Genomic DNA, 25,630 nt, shown 5'->3' with positions numbered 1-25,630 from the left:
ACTCATCAACGAACGGACTAAGTTGTATATAAAGATTTACGACCTTGTAGTCGTACATGGTTATACCGAAAAATTTTCAATGGAGTACGTTGCTCTTGAAACAGCGATCTCTCTATTACGTATCAGGTACGCACAAATACAAAAGGAGATAATAGATAGGTTTCCAGAATTCTTCTTGGAAAATAAACTAAGTTGATCACGTTGTTTTGCCTTTATCAACTGTTTTTGGTAAAGCGTTAGAAATGGGATTAGCGCGATCCTGCCAGTAGATCTTATCCAAACCTAACTTATGAGAAGTTGCAAGTAATATCTTTTTCTCATTCAATCGTTCAGCGTGTTGAGGCTTATCTAAGCTAACAGGGATAGACAAGTGTGCTATAACGTTGCCGGTCTGGACATTGATAAATTCGTAATAGGTCTTTACAATAGATGGCATCAAGTAGCTATTTGAGTGGTAGGGATATGTTTCCGCAATGTCTCGTATAAAGACTCCAAGTCAAATGGTTTGGGAATGTAGTCGTCAAACCCTATCTTATCATATTCTTCATTGATGTTAGAGTTACAACTAGCAGCAATCACAGGCAAATGTGGGTACTTTGTTTTGATCTCGCGCAGAACTCGCATACATTCCTTTCCGTTCAGTCTGAAATCCAGCATTACCACATGCGGCTTCGTATCTTCGATTATGTTTAGAAAGTTTTCGTCGCAGTCCGATAGCGGATAAACATCAAAGCCACCCTCCTGTAACGCGTAGGTAAGGATATTCAGGACATCGCTGTCGGTTTCTTGTACAATAATGGTTTCCATGATGTTGATTTCAAACTGAAATCCAAAAAGAGAGGAAGGGTTCTTAGCCTGATACGGTCTTTGGGGTCCGATCAAATGTAGTGAAAGGAATGCAGAACTTCACAGCTTGAACTAATTATAAAAAGCATCTCTGATTGCAGTAAGTAATACACCGATATCATCTGCCTTATCAACGTAATCAAATGCACCAGCGTGCAAGGTTTGTTGCTTTACAATATTACTAGCATGAGTACTAAGTATTACAACTCGATAATCATTGTTCCTATTTAAAAGCGTTGTGGTCAGTTCTAAACCTCCCATCACTTGCATCCTTAAGTCTGTTAATATAACGTCAATACTAATTCCACTGTCGATCAAAGCTAAGGCCGCTTGTCCATCTGCTGCTGAGCCAACTACCTGCATATCGTTTTGTCCAGATAGCAGTTCACAAAGACCAGTTCTGATAAGCGGATGATCTTCTACGACTACAATATTTATCATTAAAGAAAGACGGTACTTTAACGTATTGGTTTAGCGTAAACGTTTTTCGGGTATTTATTTCTTTAGCAAAGCGTAGTTATACGTTCATGATATGGTTGAGATCTAAGTAATTGAATGATGCGAGCTCAACCGCGGCATACCTTTTGTTTACATTGTTGAGAACTTATAAACAAGAGGTTAGATGAACTCACATGACTTTAACAGCTTAGACTTACCGGAGAAAACAGAGGCAATGTTGAAAGGAACGTTCCTGATAGACCGTCTTACTGAACAGCATTATATAAAACTATACAATCTGAACTGCTTCTACGTCGAGGTTTACTTCGATGATAGCACGCATCTTATTAGCGACATTCATGCGTTTAAATCAACCGCAATGCTCTCACCCTATTTAGATTGGCTTTCCATTGCTATTTATATTAACGACTAGAGACACAAGTTCTGCTGCCAATTACGGGCACTATCCCATCTTGGAAATACTTGACGCCCTTATGTCAACAACATGTTGCTTAACGCCATGCAAATCGACAAATGTTCGGGTCTTTATGCTACCCTCTATATAAGCGAATAAGCCTTTCTCTAATGGATATTTGACCTTCTCCGCTATAGAGGCCATCACGACTATGTTGTGTCGCTCCTGATGTTCAACATCGCTTTTGCTCTTGTTATGGATTTCAGTAGTCAGAAGTTGAAACGTCAGCACTTTTGTACCATTTTCAAGGCTTTGGTAGCTAGGAACATCGGCTATATGCCCAGCAAGAATAACTTTATTGACACCTGACATGTAAGGGAGTAGGCAAACTGCCCATTTTGTTAGTTGTAAACTTATGAAAATTACATGAAGGAATACTGAGTAAATCTATTTATAAGCTGGCAGGCCACCTTTCGCACAGTTCAATGCCGAAGTGATCTATGACGCACGCAGCCTGCCCCTCCGACGCGCTGCAGCAGTCCAGGGCGAAGACCGACACAAATTTGTACCGGTCGTCCGCTCCTGATGACCTCCGCAAACACAGCACTACCAGCCCAACATGAACGGCAGGCAGGTCTATAAAGGCAAATTATAGAGTACGGCCACCGCTACACAGTTTACAGGATCGCTCACGCCTGGCCTTACGCTGGCTAAGGCTTAATTTTATAAATTACATAATTATCGTTTCGCTCATTATTCCCTGAAGGCAGCGTAAGGTACAATTTGCCTGCAGCGTCAAGCGCCATTCCGATTGCCATTTGGGTTGTGGGGTTCAAAAAGGTATTTGTAATCGTTGAATTTTTAATGCTGTAAACATTATTACCCATAACGGCAATCAGGTCTCCTGAGGCGTCAACCGCTAAATGGATTCTCCCGGTACGGAAAAATTGAGATACGTCCGGAAACAAGCCTCCTGACAATGCATCCGGCAGCGGATTGATTCCAGGGATACTTACAGTGCCTTGTGCGCTTATCTTTTTTATGCGGGCCGACCAATTTATGTTATTACCCGGGCCGCCACTTGCTTCGATCGCATAAATATCATCGTTTTTAGCATCAACCGCCATGGCAATCCCTCCACCCGTATTTGCAAATGTACTTACCAAACCATCTGGAGTAATTTTGCGAATGGATGTCTGATCATTTACAACCAAATTTCCCGCCGCGTCAAATGCAAGATTTCTAGGTCCAAAAAATAATGCATTGGCTCCTGTACCATTTACATTGCCAGTGTAATTGCCTCCGGCAAAAACTGTCATGTTGCCCTGCGGCGATATTTTATAAACTTTGGCCGGACCATTAATTTGAATCGACGCCCTGGAAGGCACAGCAACATAGGGTGATGCGATATATATATTGCCGGATTTATCAACCGCGCATCCGGCTATGTAAGGAATAGCATCAGCGGAAGCCGGTATCTGCGCAAATAAACTGGAGGTACCATTGGGCGACACCTTATAAACCGAGTTGCTATACGTGCCGTAAATATTACCAGCAGCATCTAAGGCCAGGTTGTTGAGGCCAAAATTTTTTATACCCGGGTTGATGATACTGAAACTTGAGGAGGTTGCGTTGAAATCGTTTTTGTAAGTTAGTGTCACCCCATGGGTTGTCAGGGTAATTTTGCCGGCACCAGCGACACCTGTCGGCACAGTAAAATAGACAGCTGATACACTTGCCGAATCTACTGTAGCGCTAACTCCGTTGATGGTAACTTTATTATTAGCAACGGTGCTGCTTAGATCTATACCGTAGATAATTACTTTACTGCCCGGCATCCCCCCTTCATTATTAAGTCCGCTTATTTGCGGGCTTGGTTTTTCAACGGTAAACTTTGTCGGGTGAACAATGCTTTTGCCATTGGTATTGATGGTAAGCGTTACCGGGCCCGGCGGAATATTATCCGGTATCACAACAAATATTCGGGTAGAGTCGCCCCCGGTGACATTAGCGCTTATGTTGTTAAACAAAACTTTGCTCTGCGTAAAATCCTGACTAAAATTATGACCATTGATCAGAATTTCGCTATTGGGCTTGCCGAGGTTATTTAAAATAAATGGGTTATAATAGTAAAATGGGTAAAAGTCGTTGCTATAGGCCTGGCCGTCATACCCTTCATACCGCATGGTGGTGACCGTGGGCTGTGTTGCAGGATCAACATCCGCTTGTTTGTCTTTTTTACAGCCAAATGCTAAGAAGATAGAAGAGCAAACTAATGCTAAAAATAGTTTTTTGAATACGTTCGGATTGGTCATAAAAACAAAACTTGTGATTGTATTAGTTAAATGCTTATCTGTAAATAACATTGAATTTTCCTTCTGTAAGATCCAAATCGCCTGATGTTCCTGATACAGGTACCAGCTTTCCCGTAAATGTTCCGCTGACTTTTTTATTAACCACATCCAGCGCTGTTATAATAACCGTGGCACTCCCGCTCTGTGGCACCGTTCCCCAGGTTCTAAAACCGATGGTACCCTTGGTTGTAACATAGTTAACAGTAGCCGGGTAGTTTCCTGGTACGGTAATGCCTTTTACAATAATAGTGGTTTCAAAAGTATGGTAGCCGATACTCATATACTTACCTTCTGAGGTGGAACCGGTTATGGTAAGATCTGTGCCCGTAAGGGTAGCTGACGCCGGATGTCCTACAAAGTTGCCATTTAATTTATGCGATAGCGAATAGCTTTTGGTTGGATCTGCATCGGACGGGGTGTAAGCATTACCAGTACTGCTCGCTGTGAATGCAAATACGCCTAAATCAGTATTTATCCCAGGTTTGATCTCCACAATTCTGTCTGGTGCCAAAGGCGAAAAACCGTTGTTAACCGCTAAGGAGATCCGATAGCGGCCTGGTTTTAGTTCCTTCAGCGAAAAATCACCCGAGTTGCTATTAATTTGCAGCGTACTGTTAAATGCCGGGTCGCTCTCGCTCACCACGTTTAAACTTAAGGCTGCGTTTGCCGGCGAAATAATGCCACTCAAAATGCCGTTTGCTATTGTTGATTTTTCTGCGCTGTCAACTGCTTCTTTTTTGCATGCGGTTACGCCTATAAACAATGCTGCCAGCACTGCCAATAATTTCTTCATGGTTAATATTTAATTACAAAAATACTTGTTTTAAAACCTGCTGCAATCACCCAATTTGGGGGATTTTAAATACAAAATTGCTTATGCAAACCGAAAAGTTTTACTTTTAACTAAATGTTTGAGCAGATTGTAAACTTTTTTATGCCTACGGCAATGCGGCGTGATATTAGTCACCCTGATTATCACGAGTTCAGGGTAGTTGTAAGCACCTGCTTGATAGGCTTGCCGCTGGTACTGCTTTTTCCTGTTCCGCTTTATTACCTGGGAAAACCTTATCTGGGCTATCTTATTAACGGAGCTTTGATTGCTGCTACATTGTTATGCAGCCGCTATTTGGGGCATTACCGCATCCCTATGAGCATTACGGCGCTGGTAACTTATTTTATTATTTACGATTGGATAAACGGTTCAGGACAAATATTTTCTTCTAATGTAAGTATATTACACATGTACTTACTTGGCGCGATATGGGCGGATAAGCGTTTTGGGTGGTGGGCCATTTTTTCTAATCTGATTATATTTTATATTATTTACCACAATACCCAATTGGTTGGCCACACCCGGGGCGACGCTTTATATGCCTTGATTATGAACGGCCTGATCACTATATTTTTTGGCGGTTTTCTGGCATATCTGCAATTAGATCAGGAGCGAGACAGGATAAAAATAAAAGCTTTACAGGATGAAAAAATAAGCATGCTTGATGATGCCGTTAAAAAACGAACTGAGCAGCTTAACACCATGCGCGAAACACTGGCTACTGATTTTCATGACGAAACCGGCAACATGCTGTCGGCCATTACCCGCCAGGCAACCTTGCTTAAATTAAAGCTCATTCAGCGGGATGATGTGCAGTTAATTGTTGAAAGCATTATAAAAAATAGCAAACGCCTTTATGCCAGCAGCAAAGATTTTATATGGCAGTTAAACCACAACAGCGACGACCCTGCCGAATTATTTGACTACCTTACCGGTTATGGCCAATTGTACTACAACCAGTTTGACATTGCCTTTTCTTCCGAAACTGAACCTTGTAACGGTTTACAACTTGACCCTTCTGCAGCACTTAACCTGATATTTATTTTTAAGGAAGCGATGACCAATGTTATAGAGCACTCCGGCGCTACCGAAGTACATTTAAGCCTGAGCTGTCTGCAACAAAGCGTATGCTTTACCTTACACGATAACGGCGCCTGGAAAAGCATTAGTAGTGACCGTGAACATTATGGCTTGGGCAATATTGAAAAACGATGTAAAAGAAACGGGTTTGAGCTGGATATAGAAAAGGCAGATGAAGGCACCAAAATAAGTATAACGGCACCTGTTAGCAGTGCGCTTTTTGTATAACATGGATAAAAGAATTACCATAATTGAAGACAACCCCAAGATACGCGAGGGCTTTGCCGTTGTTATTGACAGTACAACCGGCTATAGGGTAGTTGGTCAGTACACTACTTGTGAAGAAGCACTGCGTAACCTTGCAAGCGATAGTCCTGACTTAGCGCTGATGGACATTGATCTGCCCGGCATTGATGGCATAGAAGGTACCATACGCATTAAAAAACAGCTCCCCGGCTGCATAGTGCTTATTATTACCGTGATTGAAGATAGCGACAAAGTGTTTCGGTCATTGTGCGCCGGCGCAGGTGGCTACATCATCAAAAACTCTGATACCGACGATATCATTAAAAGCATCAGCGAGGCTTTGGCAGGCGGAGCGCCAATGAGTTTACGTATTGCTAAAATGGTTGTACAATCCTTTACCCGTGCCAGCGATTCGCCGCTGTCAGAACGCGAACAGGAAGTGCTACGGGGTATTGCCGAGGGCAAAAGCTACTCAAAAATCGCGCTCGATCTATTCATCAGCAAAGAAACGGTACGAAGTCATATCAAAAATATTTACCAGAAACTGGCCGTAAACAGCAAAGCAGAGGCGATAAAAGTGGCAGGTGATAAACGCTGGTTAAGTTAGCTTGAATCTCTAGCTTAGTGACACGATTGTAAACATTATTTGATGCTGTGCATTCTTTCAACCCACAAAAGACACGGCACTTGTGCCACCTTTAAAAAAATCTGTAGGTGCTGAAGAATACTATTGCACCTTGTTTCACGAACTGGCTCACAGTACTGGTCACAGCTCAAGGTTGAACCGTAAAGAATTGTTGGAAACCGATGGCTTTGGCAAAGTCAATTACGCTAAAGAAGAACTTACTGCTGAAATGACAGCAGCATATCTATGCGCGGTTACCGGCATAGGACAACCAACAATTGAGAATAGTGCTGCATATATTGAGAATTGGTTGAACGTACTTAAGAACGATAAGACATTAATCATTAAAGCTGCTTCACAAGCTCAAAAGGCAACTGACTATATACTCAATGAGAAGGTCATTTGTGATTAGGGAGCTATAATTAGTCTGCACATTTTTTGGACACATGGTATTAGATATACACTTATGGAAAAATAATGTGCAGACATTCGATTCACGCAACAGTTACCTTTTAAAACGTAAGCAAGTTAGCAAAATGACAAGTAATAACTTTTGTGGGGTATAGGAAAACACTAATCATAGAACGAATAACTTTTGATCAGCTACCTGGAATGGTAGCTCTAATACTTGAAAAGCTTGAACGAATTGAAGATGCACTTTCAATTCGAGGAAATATAGATCCTCGTCCATCTAAGGATATGCTTACGGTAGATGAAGCCTGTGCCTTTATGGGCGTATCTAAGTCTACCTTATATAAAATGAGTAGTAATAATGTAATTCCACTATACAAACCAACTGGTGGACGTATCTACTTTAAAAGGGATGATATCAATTCCTACTTACAGCAGAACCGGGTGATGAGTCAAAAGGAGATTGAGCAAGAAGCATTGAACTATGTAATAAACAATCCTGGTAAGAGCAGGGCAGCGAGAGTATCTAAGAAATAAATATCTTAGCGGTATGGAGTTACCATATCAGCCTGACCTTCCGGTAAACTTGCTTGCTGCTTGTTTCAATAAGACTTCCGCGACGTATAAGTTTTACTGGTTCTTAGCTATTCTTAGTAAAGTAGAAGCTGGTGTGTTAACTATAAGCAAGAAAGACTTGTTTATAGAAATGGTTTCTCATTCATGGTTTACTGTAAACTACTTTCACGTGTCATTTGGAAAGCAAGACAAGTTGCAACATGCTATTGAGACGATAAAAGCTGTTGAAGGACTAACCATCGATCTCAATCGCGACAAGATCATTTCTCACTTATCACAAAGTAATAATCGAGAAACTGCGAAGCAGCTTAACTATTTTAATTCAGAAGTACCTCATCGTTTCTTAAGCCCGTGGTTTAGAGCGGAAGATATGAGTTTAGCGTATCAGCATTCTCAATCTTACACGAATAATTGTCCCTACGCTCTTCATAAGGAACACATTGAAATCAATCCAACATGGGTCAGTTATCTCAAAAGAAACAGCAGAATACTTAAGGATTTCTGTTACTGGAACCTGTCAACCTATCTTCAAACTAAGAATCCAAACGTTCCTGATATTCCCAATAAACTAATTAAGATACCGGTTAGAAAAGCTCTTAACTTGCAACGTAAACAGTATTGGGATATAGTTATAGGTGAACTTGGCGCGGTTAACTGCATCTACACCAATAGGTCTTTACAGGTTGGCAACTATGGAGTTGAACACTTCGTTCCGTATGCTTTCGTATCGCATGATCTTATATGGAACCTCATTCCGGCGGACAAGTCATTCAATAGCTCTAAGAGTGACAGGCTACCTTTGCTTGATAATCATTTTGATAAGTTCTTCAATTTACAGCAAGCAGCTGTAGAGATTATAAGGCATAAGTTACCAAACAACAAGTTCCTAGAGGAATACTTAAGTATCTTCTCTGACTTAAATCCTACATACTTCAATCGCGATAAGTTCTTTGAACATATTCAACCACTGGTTACTATAGCAAGTAATAATGGTTTTCAGTACCTTACCAAGCAAGTTTAATATCGATGTCAGACTTTATTTTATCCTTAACAAGTGGTGTAATTGGAGGTTTAATTGTATTGTTATTTCAAAAGTTTTGGGATTTCAATGACAAGAAGAAACAAATCGTAGAGGATGAGCTTAAAGCGAAAAGACAACTGGTCGTATCTCCACAACAACATTTACGTTATGTTGAAAGTAGAATTGTGGAGCATTTGCTTCCTGGCACTTCAATGGATAAAGTAAAGACTATTCTGGGCGTAGCTGATTACACTAACTTCTCACATGTTATGACAGAACTTAGTGAGGAAGCCACCTTGACTAACACTCATTATTTCAAATTTCGAAATGCAGACATACTGGTAACGTCAATTGATAACCGATCAATCGATTCTACTACCATCAGTAGTCACCAAGTCTCGGAATACCCAATAGAATATCTGTTTGATGGAGTTCCAAATAATATTATGGGTCAAATGACCTTCGACGAAGAAAATGCTATGTACGTGGAGGCTCACGAATCTAACAAAACTATGCGTGATGCTTACTTTGCAATCGAGTTGTATTATGGTCGTGGAGGTCAATATAGGTACTACACCTTGTTTGGTAATGATTTTGATAAAGTAAATCTTCACATAGAGGACAAAGACATAAGTCACTTTGCGGGATGTGAGATCAACTCTTATTGTATTTCTAGTATTGCGCACTTTGCACCATATATCTCTCCTTTTAGTTAAGATATTGTGAGATTAGTTACGACGACTAGACCTGTCTTTTAAAAGGTGAGGAATACGGTAACCAGACATAACACTTACAACATTTGGAGCTAACAGGATTATTAGGAGTCACCAACGGGAATAGTTTTCATTCTGAATATCCCATACTAATATGTTTGCCTGAAGAATATCTGCTGCTATCAAGTGTCTTAATTAGCCAAAACATACATTAACCGCATCCTTTACAAGTTAAGCCTCGCAAGTCAGACTTTAAACAGAAGCTTGACTGCACATTTCCTGAACACTTGGTATAGTATAAGCATTGTTGGAAATATAATGTGCAGACTGAAATGGCTACTTGAGCATGTTTACTTTTAAAGCATATAGTCAACATTCAATCACTTGACAGACAATCGTATTTATCTTAACTTAGTAATATGGAAAATGAAGCACGTATCCAAGAGTACAGCAGAGCAGTACAACAGTTGTTGATCGATAACGTCAATGCGGGACTGGAGACTCTAAGTTTAGATGAAATACATCATGTTCCTGTCGCTGCATGGGAAGGTAGCAATGGTAAGTTGGTAGCTGGAGTCCTTGAAAGCTTTAGAGATAGGCTTAAACCTGAAACTCTTATTGAATTAGATGCTATACAATTCTAGTTGCGCTTGTTTCTTAAGCTCTTTACCTTTTAAAGGCTGTAGGTGAATATCAAACCCAATCTCATCAAAACCTAAACTCACATTCTCAAATACAGCAAGGAGAAAACACTAAGTGGACACTTTCACGTAGAGGGTCTATAGAATAACCTTTTCATCAAAATCTGTCCATTGCTTCCGACGTTTTCAATCCCAAATATTTCTTCCCTGTATAAAGTAAGAAAAACAAGAAAACAGGGATTAAGAAGGAATGAGAATGATAGAATTATTGAGCAAAGTTACGCTTATAGCTGCTGTAGCGTGCAAGAGCTTCCGGCATAAACCCTCAATACAGCCGCACTATCCATTTATTCCTTTTCCATCTTGCACTTGATTGCTATAAGCGTGTGTAGGCATCATAATTCTTTTATTCACTTAATCCAATACAGATATGGCAGAAACATCTTAAAACCAAACGTTTTTACTAATTTTGACCAATTAACAATAGAGTTCGGTACATTAAACGGTACACAGGTTATTTCAGAGGGTATAAAGCACTGATATAAAGGTAAGCAAAGTCGTAGGTTCGAGTCCTGCTCCCGCTACCCAGTAAAGCCCCTGATGAAAATCAGGGGCTTTTTTTGTGGATTTGTTTGTGGTGTGCTGCTGCAAATTTAAATGTCCCGGGATTTTTTAAAATAAAGCTATGGCGTGGTTAGATAAATTGAAGCTAAAAAAAGGGTTAGTAAAAGCTGCAAACGAAGCAGGTTTTGTAGGGCCTAAAGAAATTCAGCAAAAAACGTTGACGCGTATTAATGGCGGCCAGGATGTAATAGCGGTTGGCCCCGAAGGTTGCGGCAAAACCACTACTTATATATTAGCCACACTCAACAAGTTTAACTATACGCCCGATGGTGTGCCCAAAGTTTTGATTTTGGTACCAGACAGAGAAAAAGTAGAAGAAGTTGTTGCTAAAATAGATCAGCTCAACAAAAACACAAGCCTATCTATCGTTCCTTTATTTGCTGCTCCGGGCACAGAAACCCAGATGAATGCCATAGCCGATGGTGCCGATATTGTGGTTGCAACACCCGACAGGGCGCGTGCCATTTACCTTAAACTTGGCCTGGACGTAAATAAAATAGAATTGCTGGTTATTGATGATGCTGAACTGATTGTAAAGCAAGGGTTGCAATTACCCGTTGCCGAACTGGCTGATAGCATCCCTAAATGCCAGCACCTTGTTTTTACCGAAGTATTGCATGAGCGCTTAAACAAAATGATAGCGCCTTTTATGAAACAGCCGGCCATTGTAGAGGTTGAAGAGATAGGCGAGCCGCAATTTGATACACATCCGCAGATATTATACCTGCTGCCTAACTTTGGCACTAAGGTAAATCTGCTTAACCTTTTTATGCAAGATGAAGACCTGTTTACCAAAGTAGTGCTGTTTGTAAACACTCGCCCAACGGCTGAGAAACTTTACAAAACCTTGCAAAATGGGAGGAGTACAGTTGCCTTGTTAAACCCATGGTTTTTTGAGATGGATGGCTTTACATCGTTGCATGATTTTAAAAACGCCAATACCCGGGTACTGATTGTGGTTAATGATGTGGAACAGAAACCGGATCTGGATGATATCCCGTTCCTGATTCATTTTGAATTACCGGTTAATAAAGAAACCTATATTGACCGAATAATTAGTAATTCGCCGGGCGTTGAAAATGAAACCATGGCCATTACGTTCGCAACGGATCTTGAACTAAGCGCGGTTAAAAAAATTGAGCAGGCCACCGGCCAAAAAATCCCAATGGGAGAATTGCCCGAAGATTTGATCATCGAAAAAGAACGCTCCTCTGCTGATGTTGCCGAAAAGAAGGCTGCCAAAGCAAAAGCAGATGATGGTGCTCCCGGAGGCGCATTTCACGAAAAGAAAGCAAGCAATGCCAAAACCTACAATTTAAAGGCCAGCGAAAAAGCTAAAATGAATAATAAGAAAAAGCATTAATAGCTTTGAGATGTGCTAAGTTAAAAGCCTCAAGTCGGAAGATTTGAGGCTTTTTTGTAGGGCAAGTTGGCTATTCAAATTTGCAATCCACTTTTATTTAATCACATCATGCATGGTCTGCCTCCATGCTTAATATTCCCAAACATTCATCATTCAATAGGCATCTGGGCAACCCTAACAGCTATCGGCACGTACTGGCTATAGTTTTTATGCTGTAGTTGTACAGTACTATTCGTTTAATTTTGAGATCTAATATTTTACTTATACTAAGGATACTAACCCGTGCGGAAAAGATACAAACCGGCATTCTGGTAGTACTTGATCTTGTTATTACATTGCTGGATATTGCTTTTCTGGCCCTGCTGCTGATAGTGGTAGATTTTTACAACAAAAGCTCAGCCCAACCAATAATTTTACCTTTTCAGTTCAGCAAAAATTCGTTACTGCCAATGGCACTGTTTTTTTTTCTGTATAGTTTAAAAAATGGCGCAGCCTATCTAATCCTGCAATGGCAAAATCGTTTCTTTTTTAATATTGCCTCGCGTTTGTCCAAACAAAACATGTGGCGCTATTTAAATCAAGATCACCTTAAATTTACGCATGTTGACTCTTCTGCCAATGTGTTAGAAATAAGTCATCAGCCTATTGAGTTTAGCAATTATATATTAGCCAATGTGCAGCAGGTTATTACACAAAGTATGCTTATAGCATTTACCGTTGTCGCCATTCTTTGTTATCAACCTTTGCTGTTCGCCTGGCTGTTTATGCTATTACTACCGCCTGTTATAGCGTTGGCTTATTTTATCAGGCGCAGGCTAAAACGCATAAGAACAGAGGCCAAGGCAACGCATATCCGCGTTATCCAATATTTACAAGAGGCCCTAAATAGCTTTATCGAAAGCAACATCTACAGTAAAAATAGCTTTTTTGCAGACAGATACGTCGGCTATCAGCAACAGCTAAATAGTAATATCGCCACACAGCAAACATTGCACGGGCTGTCATCCAGAACAATTGAAGTTTTTGCTGTTTTAGGTTTTATGATATTGATAGCCATTAATAAATGGGCAACCCGTGTGCCGGCTGCCGACCTGCTTAGCATAGGCGTATTTATGGCCGCAGCGTATAAGATAATCCCAGGAGTAGTAAAAATATTAAACAGCGTAAGTTTGATAAAAACCTACGCCTTTATACTGCCGGGCTTGCTACCTCAACAAACTAAAATCCGTAAAACAAATCCCAACGCTCCGCAAAGCATACGGTCAATTAAATTTGACAAAGTTGGCTTTAGATATGATCATCACAACATACTCGATAACCTGGACCTGGAAATATTGCCCGGAGATTTTGTTGGGATCTCCGGAAAGTCGGGTCGCGGTAAAACCACGCTGATCCATTTATTGCTTGGATTTTTACCGGAAACTACGGGTACTATAGCCATAAATGGCCTTGCCATTACAAATGAGGACAGGCAACATTACTGGCCACAAATATCCTATGTAAAGCAGCAACCGTTTTTTATAAATGATTCTATATTAAAAAACATTGTACTTACTGATGGAGACTTTGATCGCGATAAATTAGCAGCGGCTACGGCCGGCAGCGGGATTGACACCATGCTGGCGCAATACCCGGAAGGTTTAAATAAATTAATTACAGAAGATGGTAAAAATATGAGCGGCGGACAGCGACAGCGCATCATGTTTGCGCGGGCTTTATACCACGATTTTGACCTGCTGATTTTAGATGAACCATTTAGTGAGATGGATGAGCTTGCCGAAAAAGAAATGCTGCGAAACCTGAATATACTGGCGCAGCAAGGCAAAATGCTCATCCTTATTACACACAACAAGGCCAGCCTTACTTGCTGCAGTAAAATAATTAAGTTGGATGAAGCATAACCGGGTGAAAACATTGGTGATACTAACACCCGGTTTCCCTGCCGATGAAAACGACAGTACGTGTGTACCACCGCGGCAGATATTTGTGCGGGCATTGAAACGGTTGCATCCCGAATTGAATATTGTTGTACTGGCTCTTCAATACCCATTTTTTTCTAAAACATATCAATGGCACGGTGTGCAGGTTATTTCTTTCGGTGGTATTAATAAAGGGCGTATTTATAATATGTTTACCACATTTAGGGTTTGGGCCACTCTGCACAGGTTGAACAAAGGATATCATCTTATTGGCTCTCTTAGTTTCTGGCTGGGCAAGTGCTCCTTTATTAGCAGCAGGTTCGCCAAAAAACATCGCCTTAAACACTACTCATGGATATTGGGGCAAGATGCCAAAGCAGGCAACAAGTACGTAGCGCGGATAAAGCCCGATGAACTATCATTAATTGCTTTGTCGGACTTTATAAGGAGAGAGTTTAACCTGAATTATGGTATAGTGCCGAAAAACGTTGTTCCCGTTGGCATAGATCCCGGTTTATTTTCCCCGCCTGCAGGTAAAAGAGATATAGACATTTTAGGTGCGGGTTCATTAATCCCTTTAAAGCAGTACGATGTGTTTTTAGAGATCATAGCACAACTTAAATCCCATTTTCCGGATATCAAAGCCACAATTTGTGGTGATGGTTTGCAGATGCTGCATTTAAAACAAATGATAAAAGAGTTGGACCTCGCCGGTAATGTCACGTTGACCGGCAGGTTATCAAACCAAGAAGTGTTGGCGCACATGCAGCGCGCAAAGATATTTTTGCATACCGCTAACTATGAAGGATTTGGCACTGTATGCCTGGAGGCTTTGTATGCGGGCAACAAGGTAGTCAGCTTTGTAAAACCAATGGATATTGCCATTGAAAACTGGCAGATAGCGACAGACAAAAAACATATGGTGCAAATACTTAAAGAAATAATGCAGGATACTGATCTTACTCACGAGCCGGCTCTACCCTATCCGGTGGACGATATAGCCAAAATGGTTTTTAAATTATATTGCTGATCATCGCTATCTTTTCTGCAATAGCCTCAAAAGACAAATTAGACTTGAAATAGTCTAAGGCGGCACTTCTCATTTTTAGCATCTCGGTTTGCCGGGTATAAACTAAAGCAGAAAGTAGCGCTGCTTCATTACCCGGCTCAAATAAAAAACCGCAGTTACCATTATCAGTCATCATCCTGAAAGAAAAAATATCGCTCAAAACAGGCACGCAACCGCATGACATTGCCTCGCAAACCGCTGTGCCGCTGCCCTCATAAAAAGATGCCGAGATAATAACATCCGCACTATTATACCAATATAAAAGTTCATGGTGTGGCACTTGGCCTACTAATACAATAGCTGATGATTGAGGGTGGCCTTCCAATAGCGTGTTAATGTCCGGCAATATATCTGCTGTTTGATAGATCATGTACAACTTTGCCTGCGGCACTAAACCAGCAAATTTTAAAAATGCTTTTACAACTGTTAAGGGGTCTTTTTGCGGGTGAAGCCTGCCAACGTATAAGAACACTTTTCCGGTGGCTCCGGTCTTAGCTATTGCAAACTGCTTATCTATCTCATAAAAAACCGAAGACACTTCCATCACCTCATGTATTTTTTGGGGTGATGCCAGGTTACCTTTTTTTATCCAGTCGAGCCCCATTTCCAGCGATGCAAACAGGTAGGCATTAACAAATGGATCTGCCAGGCGCTGAATATATTTTTTGAGGCCAACAAACGGCCGCTCTGCATGATGTTGTACAATTATTTTTACATGCTTGCCCAAAAACAACTGCAATTGCATTACCTGTAGCGGAAAATGAAGGCCATGTATCAACACCACATCGGGGTTTTAGCTGCCTTACTAAATTGTGTAACTTAAAAGGGAATTTTAACCCCCATTTAGTAAACCGAACGAATTTATAATTAACACCATGTTTAACAAAGTCGCCCTCGTAGTTGATCTGCTCAATGCTTATTACCTCGTGGTTTTTTGCCAGGGCTGATAGTACACCACTGTATATATCTATCCGTTTTAACCAGTCATCCGGGTTATCAAATTGGTCTGTTTTTGTATAGCTGGCAAATACAAATTTCATTTAGGCCACTTTATCAACTGTAATTGGAAAATCGGCACGGGGATAATACCTTTTAATGTCTGTTATTAACGCCGCTAAATTCCCTTCAACATATTTACATGAACCATTAACATATATCTTACTGTATTTTTCAATATTAATGCCGGGTAGCTGACTAAGCATCTGTTCGTCAAACAGCCTGATATTGCCCTGATGCAGCACCAACAGAATATCTTCCGGATCGACAGCGTAAAAAGCATTATAAAAGCTGTCGGTATGTTTATTTTTGGCTATCACTATATCAGCTTTTTCGTTTTGCAGCTTCCAGATTTTAGCTGCATTCCTGTTAAACGTGTCATAAAGCTCTTCATCATTAAGCAGTTGTGTTTTGCGGGCGTAGCGTAAATGATGCCAGATGTTCCAGTTAGCGGTAAGCGTAGAATCTGTGCCGAACAGTAAGCAGGTATAAGTGTTTAATTCATTAACCTGAGCTGTTTTATTTAACAAAAAAAAGTTCGAATCAGGGCACCAAACCAATGCCTTAACTTTTTTTGCCTGTTTTGCAGACATCGCCACCCCATGCACTGCTATCACTCTTTTGCGCCAAATGTTCCAGCTAATAAGTTGGTCAATTTCTTTATTAGCCAGTTTATCTTTACCCTCGCCTACATGCACCACAACCTGTTGTTTTGCTTTTAAGGGGTTATTTAATTTTAATTTCCATAACCTGTCAAATTGTACCGAATGGATACAACACGTTTGCAATACAGTAATCGGCGCATTGTGGGTATATAAATATGCGCCGTGATTTACAACAGTTGTAACGCCACATAACAGGTTTTTAAAAAGGCCCCATTGTATACGCAGTTCAAGGGGCACTTTCAAAACCTCTGCTATTTCGTTTTTATAATTTTGATGGATGTAGCTGCCCCACTCCGTGTAATTATTATAAACGTTGCCACCAAATTGGGGGAACAGGTTAAAGTCTAAATGATCATGAGAATTAACCAGACCCGGAAAGAGTATGGCATTATCAAAATTTATCTGCAAATTATTATACACGCCCTCATCAACATAAACGGTTAGGGGCGTTTTACTGTTGCTGGTAGTTACGTTATTCAATATCATACCCGCGCCGTAAATGTATCCCGTATATTATACGCGACCCTTTAAATTTCTCATACACCGGCAATGCGTTTTTAGCATCATAGTAATGCTTTACCGCTTCGTTAACCTCCCGTTCAATTTTATTTACTAAAGTAAATCCATACCTGCTCAGGGCATCTTCAATATCGCTTACATAGTGTACAAAGTTTTTTACTGCGATGCTGGTGTTATGATATTTGAAAGTTCGTTTACCGCCGAATGCCAAGGCGTTTGGGTGGAAATCAGTTATAACAATGTCGCCCTTGGTTTTCAATATTCGGCTCCAGGCTTCAAGAGCCTCATCAATATTTTCAATATGGGCAACAGTAAGTGTCGATACGATTACATCAAATGAGCTATCGGGGATATCAATGAAAAAGTTGTCTTTAATTTGATAAACGCGTGCCGATGGATATTTAAGCTGAAGCCGGTTGAGCATCCCCGGCGAAACATCAAAGCCGCTTATATCGGCGGGTTTCTGCCCGAAAAGATACGGCCAGTGCCGGCCAGTGCCACACCCAATATCAGCAATCCGCTTGCCGGCTATATTTACCTCGCTTAACAGTTGCAAGAATATGGCCGAATCCATGTCCATCATCAGGTTACCCTGCTGTGTATCGTAATTCTCGGCCCACAGGTTATATGCCTCAATTGAATCTTTTTCCCGAACGGGGAAAATACGCTGTTCAATTATTTTTCTGATGGTTGTTATCATAATTGCGTTTTTATAAATACGCCTCATAATTAATTGTGGTTGCCAGCGCGGTTATTATTATCTACAGGCAACCGCCGTCAAAATCATTGCGTATTGTTAATACTATAGTTCACTTTATGGTTAAGTGCGGGGGCGCTTAACTATTTTTTAGGGGAAAGCGGCGGGCCAGGCCCGCCGCTTTTAATTATTATCATAAATGAATAAAATACTTTTGTTCAATCCTAAAAGCTCTGACGCGAAATATCGCATACCTAATTCTATATTAAATATTGCCGCATCTGTTGAAGGCAAATATGACTGGGTTATAGTTGACGGTAATTGCGAAGCTAACGCCCTAAAAAAAATAGAACACCATCTTGATAGCGGCGAGTTTAAATACATTGGATTTACGGTAATGCCGGGGCCGCAACTGCGACAGGCCATTACAGCGGCTAAAGCCATAAAAGAAAAATACCCATACACCAAAATGATTTGGGGTGGATACTTTCCATCCAATCAGCCCGAATCTGTTTTATGTTCAGGCTACGTTGATTTTATAATAAACGGCCCCGGTGATCATGCTTTCCCCACGCTGATAAATGCTCTGGAAAAAAATGAACCTTTTGAGTTCGTTAAAAATCTGATTTATCAAAATACAGATGGCCTTATATTTAAAACAGCCAAAGAAGACTTAATAGATCAAGACTCATTACCGCCCCTGCCCTATGATAAACTGAACCTTTTTTACCCGATACAGAAGTTTTTGGGAAAGACCTATTTAGGGGAAAAAACCCTGGCATATCACTCCAGCATAGGCTGCCCGTTTACCTGCTCGTTTTGCGCGGTTGTTCCTATTTACGAAGCACGCTGGAAAGCCAAATCGGCTCAGAATATGTACAAGGACATTAAATATATAAAGGACAAATGGGGCGCTGATGCTATTGAATTTCATGATAATAATTTCTTTGTATCAGAAAAACGCGCGGTTGAATTTGCAAAGTTGATTGAACCTGAGGAGATGACATGGTGGGGCATGGCACGTATTGACACCATGAGCAAATTTAAAGATGAGTCTTTAGCAGTTATTCGTAAAGCAGGTTGTAAAATCATTTTCTTTGGAGCCGAAAGCGGCAACAATTCTATTTTAGCGCAGATGGATAAAGGTGGCAGCCAAACAGGCGAACAGATCATCCAGTTTGCTGAGCGGTTAAAGAAATTTGACATAGTGCCGGAATATTCCTTCGTGTTAGGCACACCCGCCCCGACACCGCAAATGGTACAGGCGCAAATTGATTTTGAAATAGATTTTATTAAACAGGTAAAAACGGTAAACCCTAAAACCGAGATCATTATTTATACCTATAGCCCTGTACCTACAGAGGGTTCTGAACTGTATAAACAGGTATTAGCAAGCGGCTTTAAATTTCCGCAGACCTTAGAAGATTGGATAAGCCCGGCCTGGGAAAATTTTGATCTGCGCAAAAACCCGCTTACTCCCTGGCTAACGCCGGAGATGATAGATAAGATAAGAAACTTTGAGACGGTATTAAACGGCGTTTATCCCACCATTACAGACATTAGGTTAAGTACTCTAAAACGGGCTGCAATAAAAGCGGCGTCAACGATACGCTATAAAATTAACTTATACCAGTACCCCTATGAGATAAAGCTTTTGCAAAAAATTTGGAAATACCGCCAGCCCGAAATACAGGGGTTTTAAATGAACCATGACTAAGTTATTATTATATAACACCTATCAGCGGTATCGTACTTTACAAACCGACAAAATTTTTGCGTTACCGGTTGTTATACTAATGCCGCATAGCGCCTGCAACTGCCGCTGTGTAATGTGCGATATATGGAAAGACAATAAAAACCTGAAACAGCTTACTGAAAAAGATATAACCGGCCTGCTTACCTCGCTAAAAAAGCTTGGCACACAACAAGTGGTTATGTCTGGTGGAGAAGCACTGCTGAACTCCAATTTTTTTAGACTTTGCCAGATTCTGAAAGAGCAGGGCATTAAAATAAGTCTGTTAACTACCGGCTTATCAATCAAACAAAATGCTGATCAATTGATACAGTGGGTTGATGACCTGATCGTATCTCTTGACGGCGACGAACCGTTACATGATGCCATACGCGATATACCTAACGCTTTTAAAAAGCTAAAAGAAGGAGTAATGCATTTAAAGGCACTTAACCCTGCCTATCGCATAACGGCGCGTACGGTTATCCATCGCCTCAATTTCAGACAATGGCTTACCATTGTAGATACCGCAAAGTCCATGGGGATTGATCAAATAAGCTTTTTACCTGCCGATGTAAGTAGCCATGCGTTTAACCGCCAAACTGCCTGGGCCGAACCCAGACAGCATGAAATATTGATTCAGCAAAATGAGTTGCCCGAGTTGCAGGGCATTATTGAAGCACTTTTTGAGGAGCACAACGATGATTTTGAAAATGGCTACATAGCTGAGTCAAACCATAAAATTTACCAGATCTATCAATACTATGCTGCATTTTACGGATTAAATCCATTTCCGTTTAAAAAATGCAACGCGCCATGGGTATCAACAGTTGTTGAGGCAGACGGAAGTGTTCGCCCTTGTTTCTTTCACGATGTTATCGGCAATATTCGCGACGAGTCACTATCAGATGTTCTGAACAGTAAATCCGCAATAAACTTTCGTAAGGAACTTGATCTCGCAACCAACCCCACCTGCGTTAAATGTGTGTGCGCATTAAATTTATCGCCGCTTACCCGGCTATAGCCCAACCATGAACATAAAGCAATCAATAAAAAACTGGAACCCCGGCGTTCGTCAGGTAATTTTATTGCTAACACTACTGCAACTATTTATAACACTGCTCACTAACGGCTTCGCTTTATCGGCCGACGAGGCTATGTGGCATTACATTGGGCGCAACTGGTTTAGGCACGGGCTCGTTCCGTATAGTGGCGGGACTGACAATAAGTCTCCATTATTCTTTGCAATATTTGGCTTGTCTGATCTGCTATTTGGCGTTAACTATTGGTTTCCGAGGGTATTGGGTACAATCTGTCAATCTATCGGTATTTACTATGTGTATAAAATAGCTCACCACATTGCAGGTAAAAAAGCTGCCATGCTGGCTATCTCGTTTTATGGGCTGTCGGTGCTATGGCACTGCGTCGATGGGAAGTATGTTTCGTATACAGAAACATATCAAGTGTTGTTTATTATAATCGCAGTATTTATTTTCCTTACCCGGCAAAACAACGCCGGCGCATTTTTAAGTGGCTTTCTTGCCGCTGTTGGGATAGGCTTCAGACTTTCGGCCGTGTTTGGAATCCTAACGCTGCTTATTGCATCCTTGCGAAAAGGCATAAGGTATACAATTGTTTTTTGTGGTGGAGCTTTGACAGGCCTGGGTTTATTAACCTTACTATTTGTTGTTGCAGGCATCCATCTCCAGGACGTTTTCACCTATGCTTTGGCAGATAACTTTGGCTCCGGCAGCACTACAGATCATTCTTTATTATGGCGATTGGAACAAATGTTTGGCATGTTCTTCTATTCAGAAATGGTTTTATTTTATCCGGTTCTGCTGGCGTATTGGTTTATGAAACGACAACTTGATTGGTTGCTTTTATGGCTATTTTTTGAATTTATAGGTTTAAATATAGTGGGTAATTATGCCAGGGTACAGCTTAAGGACCTGCTGCCTGCATTTTCGCTGGTGAACGCCTTTGCCGCGGCGCATCTCATAAAAACTTATAACATCTCAACAGCCCGGGCCTTGCTGATAGTATGGGTATGTTTCTTCCCTAAATTACTGGAGCCGCTGGTTAATTTGAAAAAACTTTTCGTAAAAGATGCACCCCAAACCCAAAGCGTATCTTCTCAGCCCGATGAACTTGGTTGTAAGGAGTTGGGGTTATGGATAAAAGCAAATACAAAACCCCAACAAAAGGTTTTTGTGGCGGGCTTTGGCGCGCAGGTACAGGTTTATTCCGAACGGTTTTCACCCACTATCTACTTCAATGTTACTCAGACAGATCTTGCTAAAAAAAGATTTTATGAGGATATGGAAACTAATAAGCCCGATGTTGTATTGGCACCACTATTTCCGAATTATAGCAAATATGTAAGCGCTGATCTGCGGGAATATATTGACCATTTGGTTGCTGATTCATACAGTTTTGACAGGAGCTTGCACGGCTATAATATTTATCGCATTAAAAGTAAATAATGATTAAAGCTTAAGCAGGCAACCCGTGGCAATTTGAGAGCGTAATTCCTATAAATGAAGAACATCCTCTTTACCCATTCCTATTTTTTAGGTTTTGACCCGAAGCAATTGGCTTTAGGGCAACCATACCCGCCATTGGGTACTTTGTATGCCGCTGCTTTGCTGCGCCAGAATGGGTACAGCGTATCCTTATTTGACACTATGTTCTGTCATCAGGCCGAGGAGGTAGATACAGCTCTGATCAATAGCGTTCCTGATTTTTTTGTATTGTATGATGATGGCTTTAACTACCTCACCAAAATGTGCCTCACCAATATGCGGGAGGCAGCATTCAGGATGTGTAAACTGGCAAAGGCGAGGGGATGTACGGTAATTGTTTCCAGCTCTGATTCAACAGATCGTTACGTCGAATATTTACAGGAAGGGGCCGATTTTGTAATTATCGGCGAAGCGGAACATACCCTGCTTGATTTAGTAGATAACATACAAGCCGGAAAAAACACTTACAACGAAATACCCGGACTTGCTTTTATAAAGAAAGACAAGCCCTACAAAACACAGGTGCGCCCTGTTTTAAAGGATCTGGATAGTTTGCCTTTACCCGCATGGGATTTAATTGATATAGAACCGTATCTCAAAAGCTGGTTAAAAAATGCAGGCTATTTTTCCCTTAATATGAGCACCACGCGTGGCTGCCCCTTTAAATGCAATTGGTGCGCCAAGCCCATTTATGGTAGTCGTTATAATTCACGCAGTCCGCAAAATGTGATACAGGAAATAAAGCTGCTGAAATCGCTTTTTAACATGGACCACATTTGGTTTTGCGACGATATTTTTGGTTTAAAACCAGGTTGGATATTAGAATTTTCTCAATTGATAAAACGGGAAAATATATCCATCCACTTTAAGATCCAATCAAGGGCCGACCTTTTGGTGGATAACCATATTGTTGCCGCTTTGGCCGATGCAGGGTGTGAAAATGTTTGGATAGGCGCCGAGAGCGGATCGCAAAAAGTGTTGGATGCCATGGATAAAGGCATTACCGTAGAGCAAATACGTACGGCTACCCAAGCCATGAAAAGCAATGGCATCAAACCTTCGTTTTTTATTCAGTTTGGTTACCCGGGAGAGGATAAAGCAGACATTGCCAGCACAGTTAAGATGATAAATACACTGCTGCCTTTTGAAATTGGGATCTCCGTATCCTACCCCTTACCCGGCACCGTTTTTTACGAGCGTGTAAAGACTGATCTACATAAAAAAACTAACTGGACAGACTCTGATGAGATGGCACTTATGTTCAGCAACACGTTTCCACCATCTTATTACAAGCAATTGCATAAATATGTGCATCAAAACTATCATAAGCATTTGGCAAAAAATAGTATGATAAAGTTGATCAAAGACCCCTTGAGTGTTAACGCAACTATTTTAAGAAAAGCACTTTCTGTAATGTACCATGCCCCGGCAACATTTTTTGAACGCCTAAAGTTAACCCAACTGGAAAAGGTATAATGAATATAACTGCTGACAGAACTAACGAGTACTACACCGCAAAGGCATTCACTGCGCAGTCTGGTGTTTTTGATGATATTTATTCGGCCAATAGTATTGTTGCTTATAAACGAGAAAGGGTACGGGCCAATGTTTTGCAGCACTTGAAACCCGGGGCCGCTATACTGGAGTTAAATAGCGGTACAGGCGAAGACGCTGTTTCTTTCGCAAATAAAGGCTTTCGTTTACACGCCACCGACGTATCAAACGGTATGCAGCAACAATTACGAAAAAAGGTAAAAGACCAAAATCTGGGACACCTGGTAAGCAATGAACTTTGCTCTTTTACGCAACTGCATCTGCTAAAAAATAAAGGGCCTTTTGATCATATATTCTCCAACTTTGCAGGCTTAAATTGTACCGGCGAACTGGATACGGTTTTATTATCACTGCCCGGATTGTTAAAACCCGGTGGCACCGTTACATTAGTTATCCTGCCAAAATTCTGTTTGTGGGAGTCGTTATTGATATTTAAAGGAAAATTTAAAACGGCTACCCGCCGTTGGTTCAGCAAAAACGGAGTTAAGGCCCACGTAGAGGGCACGCATTTTACCTGCTGGTACTACAACCCATCATACATTATAAATACTGTAAAAAATGATTTTGATGTGCTGGGCGTTGAAGGGCTATGTACGCTGGTGCCGCCATCCTATATAGAAGGGTTTGCAGAAAAATATCCACGCATATACACTTTGCTAAAAAAGGCAGAGGGAAGATTTAAATCAAGTTGGCCGTTGAAATTTATAGGCGATTATTATATAATATCGCTAAAGAAAAAGTAATTATTGAGCCATGCTGCTTTCCGGATGGTGCAAAATAAGTGAGGTCTTTATTTCATATTGCTTAAGCAGACGGGCTTGAAAGTTGGCAGGATCAGGCTTAGCGTAATGTTTTCCGGTGGCCATAGCCATAATACCGCCGTGCGCATTAACTTTATTAAGCCTTGTTTTTTTCAACCAGCGTTTAGCCGTTATCTTCATTAGCAGGTTATCAATAGCGTTGCCCACGCCATTATTAAATATAGCTTCAACTAACTGCTTTAAAGCATTAAATTTTAATGGTTTTGCTGATGATACCCGCATGATCTTATTAGGCAGGTGTTGATGGGTCCAGCTGTTGGCTGCGTAAAACTTTTCAATGATGGTGTCTCCCTGGAGGGGCATTAGCGTAACAATTTCAATAGCTGTATAAATGTTTTTTTCCGCTATCTCCATTTGCTGCTCATCTACATAATAGTTCATGCAAAAACAGTCTTGTTTGTTAACCAGATAGGTCAGCTTTTTAAAGGCATGCATTAGGGACCTCGCTATCCAAAGTCTGTTGGCAGAGGTAATTATAAACAGGTCGATGTCAGAGCCATCGTCGGCAAAGTTTTTAGATAACGAACCCGAAATTGCTATCCCCCTTACATACGGAAACTTAATGAGAATATTCCCCACGCGCTCCGCTACTTTTATCAGCTCATCTGCTTTTTTATTCCCGCTACGTCGTCGCTCAATATTTGCATGATCATTTTTTAGCGAGTAGAAAACACCAAAACGAAACACCAACCGATCATTTACCACACCGTTTAATGCGTTGTCAAAATCATGCGGTTGGTATTTGTTCCGTAAGAATAAATAGATCTCGTTAGCCACCAAAGGATAATTGAACATGTCAAAATAAGCGAGCGTAGCTAATATGTCTTCTTGAAGTTTTGGCACCGGCTTTCTCTGATTAATCTGTATGAACACGTTATTTTTATTGCGTTTACTGTTATATAATAATGACGTGCACATCCCTGATTTGGTTGCCTTAACATTTAAAAA

The 25,630-nt window shown here is 40.9% G+C and carries 25 protein-coding genes and 1 pseudogene; 16 read left to right on the top strand and 10 right to left on the bottom strand.

The genetic code is table 11. The annotated features are described in order from the left end of the window. Positions 1-196 precede the first annotated feature (196 nt). The 3 genes from ACVW2L_RS21360 to ACVW2L_RS21350 all read right to left on the bottom strand — a co-directional run bounded on the left by ACVW2L_RS21360 (position 197) and on the right by ACVW2L_RS21350 (position 1,287). Positions 197-436 carry a hypothetical protein gene (locus ACVW2L_RS21360; RefSeq protein WP_457129971.1) on the bottom strand — a complete coding sequence of 80 codons (240 nt, stop codon included), beginning with the start codon at positions 434-436 and terminating at the stop codon, positions 197-199. After that, positions 436-807 carry a response regulator gene (locus ACVW2L_RS21355; RefSeq protein ID WP_457129970.1) on the bottom strand — a complete coding sequence of 124 codons (372 nt, stop codon included), beginning with the start codon at positions 805-807 and terminating at the stop codon, positions 436-438. Before ACVW2L_RS21355 ends, ACVW2L_RS21360 begins: the two co-directional genes overlap by 1 nt. 111 nt (positions 808-918) lie before the next feature. Continuing rightward, positions 919-1,287: a response regulator gene (locus ACVW2L_RS21350; protein ID WP_457129969.1), complete on the bottom strand. Its 369-nt coding sequence runs from the start codon at positions 1,285-1,287 to the stop codon at positions 919-921. A 181-nt stretch (positions 1,288-1,468) separates the two neighbouring features. On the opposite strand from ACVW2L_RS21350, the gene ACVW2L_RS21345 reads away from it, so the two are divergent. After that, positions 1,469-1,717, top strand: a complete 249-nt coding sequence (locus ACVW2L_RS21345; protein WP_457129968.1) for a hypothetical protein — start codon at positions 1,469-1,471, stop codon at positions 1,715-1,717. Positions 1,718-1,747: 30 nt separating this feature from the next. Here ACVW2L_RS21345 and ACVW2L_RS21340 read toward each other — a convergent pair whose 3' ends face one another. The 3 genes from ACVW2L_RS21340 to ACVW2L_RS21330 form a co-directional block, all read right to left on the bottom strand. Beyond that, complete coding sequence (locus tag ACVW2L_RS21340) at positions 1,748-2,071, bottom strand: single-stranded DNA-binding protein (RefSeq protein ID WP_457129967.1); 324 nt, start codon at positions 2,069-2,071, stop codon at positions 1,748-1,750. Positions 2,072-2,409: 338 nt separating this feature from the next. Further along, a complete protein-coding gene (locus ACVW2L_RS21335) occupies positions 2,410-4,014 on the bottom strand; it encodes an IPT/TIG domain-containing protein (protein WP_457129966.1) in 1,605 nt (534 codons plus the stop codon). 34 nt (positions 4,015-4,048) lie between these two features. After that, positions 4,049-4,846, bottom strand: a complete 798-nt coding sequence (locus ACVW2L_RS21330) for a hypothetical protein (protein WP_457129965.1) — start codon at positions 4,844-4,846, stop codon at positions 4,049-4,051. Positions 4,847-4,960: 114 nt separating this feature from the next. On the opposite strand from ACVW2L_RS21330, the gene ACVW2L_RS21325 reads away from it, so the two are divergent. The 10 genes and pseudogenes from ACVW2L_RS21325 (at position 4,961) to ACVW2L_RS21280 (ending at position 15,134) form a co-directional block, all read left to right on the top strand. Then, the gene (locus tag ACVW2L_RS21325; protein ID WP_457129964.1) at positions 4,961-6,193 is read left to right on the top strand and encodes a hypothetical protein; all 1,233 of its coding nucleotides are present in this window, start codon (positions 4,961-4,963) and stop codon (positions 6,191-6,193) included. Between the two features lies 1 nt (position 6,194). Further along, a complete protein-coding gene (locus ACVW2L_RS21320) occupies positions 6,195-6,818 on the top strand; it encodes a response regulator (protein ID WP_457129963.1) in 624 nt (207 codons plus the stop codon). Between the two features lie 61 nt (positions 6,819-6,879). Then, positions 6,880-7,248: pseudogene (locus tag ACVW2L_RS21315) on the top strand (zincin-like metallopeptidase domain-containing protein); the annotation flags it as partial. Positions 7,249-7,448: 200 nt separating this feature from the next. Then, on the top strand, positions 7,449-7,784 hold the full coding sequence (locus ACVW2L_RS21310) for a helix-turn-helix domain-containing protein (RefSeq protein ID WP_457129962.1): 336 nt from the start codon (positions 7,449-7,451) through the stop codon (positions 7,782-7,784). A 13-nt stretch (positions 7,785-7,797) separates the two neighbouring features. After that, positions 7,798-8,844, top strand: coding sequence for an HNH endonuclease domain-containing protein (locus tag ACVW2L_RS21305; protein ID WP_457129961.1), 1,047 nt, complete (start codon positions 7,798-7,800; stop codon positions 8,842-8,844). 5 nt (positions 8,845-8,849) lie between these two features. Beyond that, on the top strand, positions 8,850-9,560 hold the full coding sequence (locus tag ACVW2L_RS21300) for a hypothetical protein (RefSeq protein WP_457129960.1): 711 nt from the start codon (positions 8,850-8,852) through the stop codon (positions 9,558-9,560). Between the two features lie 416 nt (positions 9,561-9,976). Beyond that, the gene (locus ACVW2L_RS21295) at positions 9,977-10,201 is read left to right on the top strand and encodes a hypothetical protein (protein ID WP_457129959.1); all 225 of its coding nucleotides are present in this window, start codon (positions 9,977-9,979) and stop codon (positions 10,199-10,201) included. A gap of 682 nt (positions 10,202-10,883) precedes the next feature. Then, entirely contained in the window at positions 10,884-12,185 is a 1,302-nt protein-coding gene (locus tag ACVW2L_RS21290) for a DEAD/DEAH box helicase (protein WP_457129958.1), read from the top strand. A 242-nt stretch (positions 12,186-12,427) separates the two neighbouring features. After that, positions 12,428-14,086: an ATP-binding cassette domain-containing protein gene (locus tag ACVW2L_RS21285; RefSeq protein ID WP_457129957.1), complete on the top strand. Its 1,659-nt coding sequence runs from the start codon at positions 12,428-12,430 to the stop codon at positions 14,084-14,086. Next, positions 14,076-15,134, top strand: coding sequence for a glycosyltransferase (locus ACVW2L_RS21280; RefSeq protein ID WP_457129956.1), 1,059 nt, complete (start codon positions 14,076-14,078; stop codon positions 15,132-15,134). Before ACVW2L_RS21285 ends, ACVW2L_RS21280 begins: the two co-directional genes overlap by 11 nt. On the opposite strand, the gene ACVW2L_RS21275 is transcribed toward ACVW2L_RS21280, so the two are convergent. From ACVW2L_RS21275 to ACVW2L_RS21265, 3 genes are all read right to left on the bottom strand, one after another. Beyond that, positions 15,118-15,957 carry a glycosyltransferase family 4 protein gene (locus ACVW2L_RS21275; protein ID WP_457129955.1) on the bottom strand — a complete coding sequence of 280 codons (840 nt, stop codon included), beginning with the start codon at positions 15,955-15,957 and terminating at the stop codon, positions 15,118-15,120. The two genes, ACVW2L_RS21280 and ACVW2L_RS21275, sit on opposite strands and share 17 nt — an antisense overlap. 256 nt (positions 15,958-16,213) lie before the next feature. After that, complete coding sequence (locus tag ACVW2L_RS21270) at positions 16,214-17,320, bottom strand: hypothetical protein (protein ID WP_457129954.1); 1,107 nt, start codon at positions 17,318-17,320, stop codon at positions 16,214-16,216. After that, entirely contained in the window at positions 17,307-18,053 is a 747-nt protein-coding gene (locus tag ACVW2L_RS21265) for a class I SAM-dependent methyltransferase (RefSeq protein WP_457129953.1), read from the bottom strand. Before ACVW2L_RS21265 ends, ACVW2L_RS21270 begins: the two co-directional genes overlap by 14 nt. Positions 18,054-18,249: 196 nt before the next feature. Between ACVW2L_RS21265 and ACVW2L_RS21260 the strand changes: the two genes are divergently transcribed. The 5 genes from ACVW2L_RS21260 to ACVW2L_RS21240 are packed head-to-tail and all read left to right on the top strand — an operon-like array spanning position 18,250 to position 24,604. Then, entirely contained in the window at positions 18,250-19,752 is a 1,503-nt protein-coding gene (locus tag ACVW2L_RS21260; protein ID WP_457129952.1) for a B12-binding domain-containing radical SAM protein, read from the top strand. 7 nt (positions 19,753-19,759) lie between these two features. Then, positions 19,760-20,806, top strand: a complete 1,047-nt coding sequence (locus tag ACVW2L_RS21255) for a radical SAM protein (protein ID WP_457129951.1) — start codon at positions 19,760-19,762, stop codon at positions 20,804-20,806. A 7-nt stretch (positions 20,807-20,813) separates the two neighbouring features. Next, positions 20,814-22,268, top strand: coding sequence for an ArnT family glycosyltransferase (locus ACVW2L_RS21250; RefSeq protein WP_457129950.1), 1,455 nt, complete (start codon positions 20,814-20,816; stop codon positions 22,266-22,268). A 54-nt stretch (positions 22,269-22,322) separates the two neighbouring features. After that, positions 22,323-23,783 (top strand): B12-binding domain-containing radical SAM protein, encoded by a 1,461-nt coding sequence (locus ACVW2L_RS21245; protein WP_457129949.1) that lies wholly within the window; start codon positions 22,323-22,325, stop codon positions 23,781-23,783. Then, complete coding sequence (locus ACVW2L_RS21240) at positions 23,783-24,604, top strand: class I SAM-dependent methyltransferase (RefSeq protein ID WP_457129948.1); 822 nt, start codon at positions 23,783-23,785, stop codon at positions 24,602-24,604. Before ACVW2L_RS21245 ends, ACVW2L_RS21240 begins: the two co-directional genes overlap by 1 nt. On the opposite strand, the gene ACVW2L_RS21235 is transcribed toward ACVW2L_RS21240, so the two are convergent. After that, positions 24,605-25,525 carry a nucleotidyltransferase domain-containing protein gene (locus tag ACVW2L_RS21235; RefSeq protein ID WP_457129947.1) on the bottom strand — a complete coding sequence of 307 codons (921 nt, stop codon included), beginning with the start codon at positions 25,523-25,525 and terminating at the stop codon, positions 24,605-24,607. Positions 25,526-25,630 lie beyond the last annotated feature (105 nt).

Source organism: Mucilaginibacter sp. HD30 (assembly GCF_054061755.1).
Note: the sequence above shows the minus strand (reverse complement) of the source record. Positions and strands in the feature narration are given on the sequence as shown.

Excerpts from the sequence above, each read along its gene's own strand:
- ACVW2L_RS21360 (WP_457129971.1), bottom strand. The coding sequence starts at position 436 with ATGCCATCTATTGTAAAGACCTATTACGAATTTATCAATGTCCAGACC.
- ACVW2L_RS21355 (WP_457129970.1), bottom strand. The coding sequence starts at position 807 with ATGGAAACCATTATTGTACAAGAAACCGACAGCGATGTCCTGAATATC.
- ACVW2L_RS21350 (WP_457129969.1), bottom strand. The coding sequence starts at position 1,287 with ATGATAAATATTGTAGTCGTAGAAGATCATCCGCTTATCAGAACTGGT.
- ACVW2L_RS21345 (WP_457129968.1), top strand. The coding sequence starts at position 1,469 with ATGAACTCACATGACTTTAACAGCTTAGACTTACCGGAGAAAACAGAG.
- ACVW2L_RS21340 (WP_457129967.1), bottom strand. The coding sequence starts at position 2,071 with ATGTCAGGTGTCAATAAAGTTATTCTTGCTGGGCATATAGCCGATGTT.
- ACVW2L_RS21335 (WP_457129966.1), bottom strand. The coding sequence starts at position 4,014 with ATGACCAATCCGAACGTATTCAAAAAACTATTTTTAGCATTAGTTTGC.
- ACVW2L_RS21330 (WP_457129965.1), bottom strand. The coding sequence starts at position 4,846 with ATGAAGAAATTATTGGCAGTGCTGGCAGCATTGTTTATAGGCGTAACC.
- ACVW2L_RS21325 (WP_457129964.1), top strand. The coding sequence starts at position 4,961 with ATGTTTGAGCAGATTGTAAACTTTTTTATGCCTACGGCAATGCGGCGT.
- ACVW2L_RS21320 (WP_457129963.1), top strand. The coding sequence starts at position 6,195 with ATGGATAAAAGAATTACCATAATTGAAGACAACCCCAAGATACGCGAG.
- ACVW2L_RS21310 (WP_457129962.1), top strand. The coding sequence starts at position 7,449 with ATGGTAGCTCTAATACTTGAAAAGCTTGAACGAATTGAAGATGCACTT.
- ACVW2L_RS21305 (WP_457129961.1), top strand. The coding sequence starts at position 7,798 with ATGGAGTTACCATATCAGCCTGACCTTCCGGTAAACTTGCTTGCTGCT.
- ACVW2L_RS21300 (WP_457129960.1), top strand. The coding sequence starts at position 8,850 with ATGTCAGACTTTATTTTATCCTTAACAAGTGGTGTAATTGGAGGTTTA.
- ACVW2L_RS21295 (WP_457129959.1), top strand. The coding sequence starts at position 9,977 with ATGGAAAATGAAGCACGTATCCAAGAGTACAGCAGAGCAGTACAACAG.
- ACVW2L_RS21290 (WP_457129958.1), top strand. The coding sequence starts at position 10,884 with ATGGCGTGGTTAGATAAATTGAAGCTAAAAAAAGGGTTAGTAAAAGCT.
- ACVW2L_RS21280 (WP_457129956.1), top strand. The coding sequence starts at position 14,076 with ATGAAGCATAACCGGGTGAAAACATTGGTGATACTAACACCCGGTTTC.
- ACVW2L_RS21270 (WP_457129954.1), bottom strand. The coding sequence starts at position 17,320 with ATGATATTGAATAACGTAACTACCAGCAACAGTAAAACGCCCCTAACC.
- ACVW2L_RS21265 (WP_457129953.1), bottom strand. The coding sequence starts at position 18,053 with ATGATAACAACCATCAGAAAAATAATTGAACAGCGTATTTTCCCCGTT.
- ACVW2L_RS21260 (WP_457129952.1), top strand. The coding sequence starts at position 18,250 with ATGAATAAAATACTTTTGTTCAATCCTAAAAGCTCTGACGCGAAATAT.
- ACVW2L_RS21255 (WP_457129951.1), top strand. The coding sequence starts at position 19,760 with ATGACTAAGTTATTATTATATAACACCTATCAGCGGTATCGTACTTTA.
- ACVW2L_RS21250 (WP_457129950.1), top strand. The coding sequence starts at position 20,814 with ATGAACATAAAGCAATCAATAAAAAACTGGAACCCCGGCGTTCGTCAG.
- ACVW2L_RS21245 (WP_457129949.1), top strand. The coding sequence starts at position 22,323 with ATGAAGAACATCCTCTTTACCCATTCCTATTTTTTAGGTTTTGACCCG.
- ACVW2L_RS21240 (WP_457129948.1), top strand. The coding sequence starts at position 23,783 with ATGAATATAACTGCTGACAGAACTAACGAGTACTACACCGCAAAGGCA.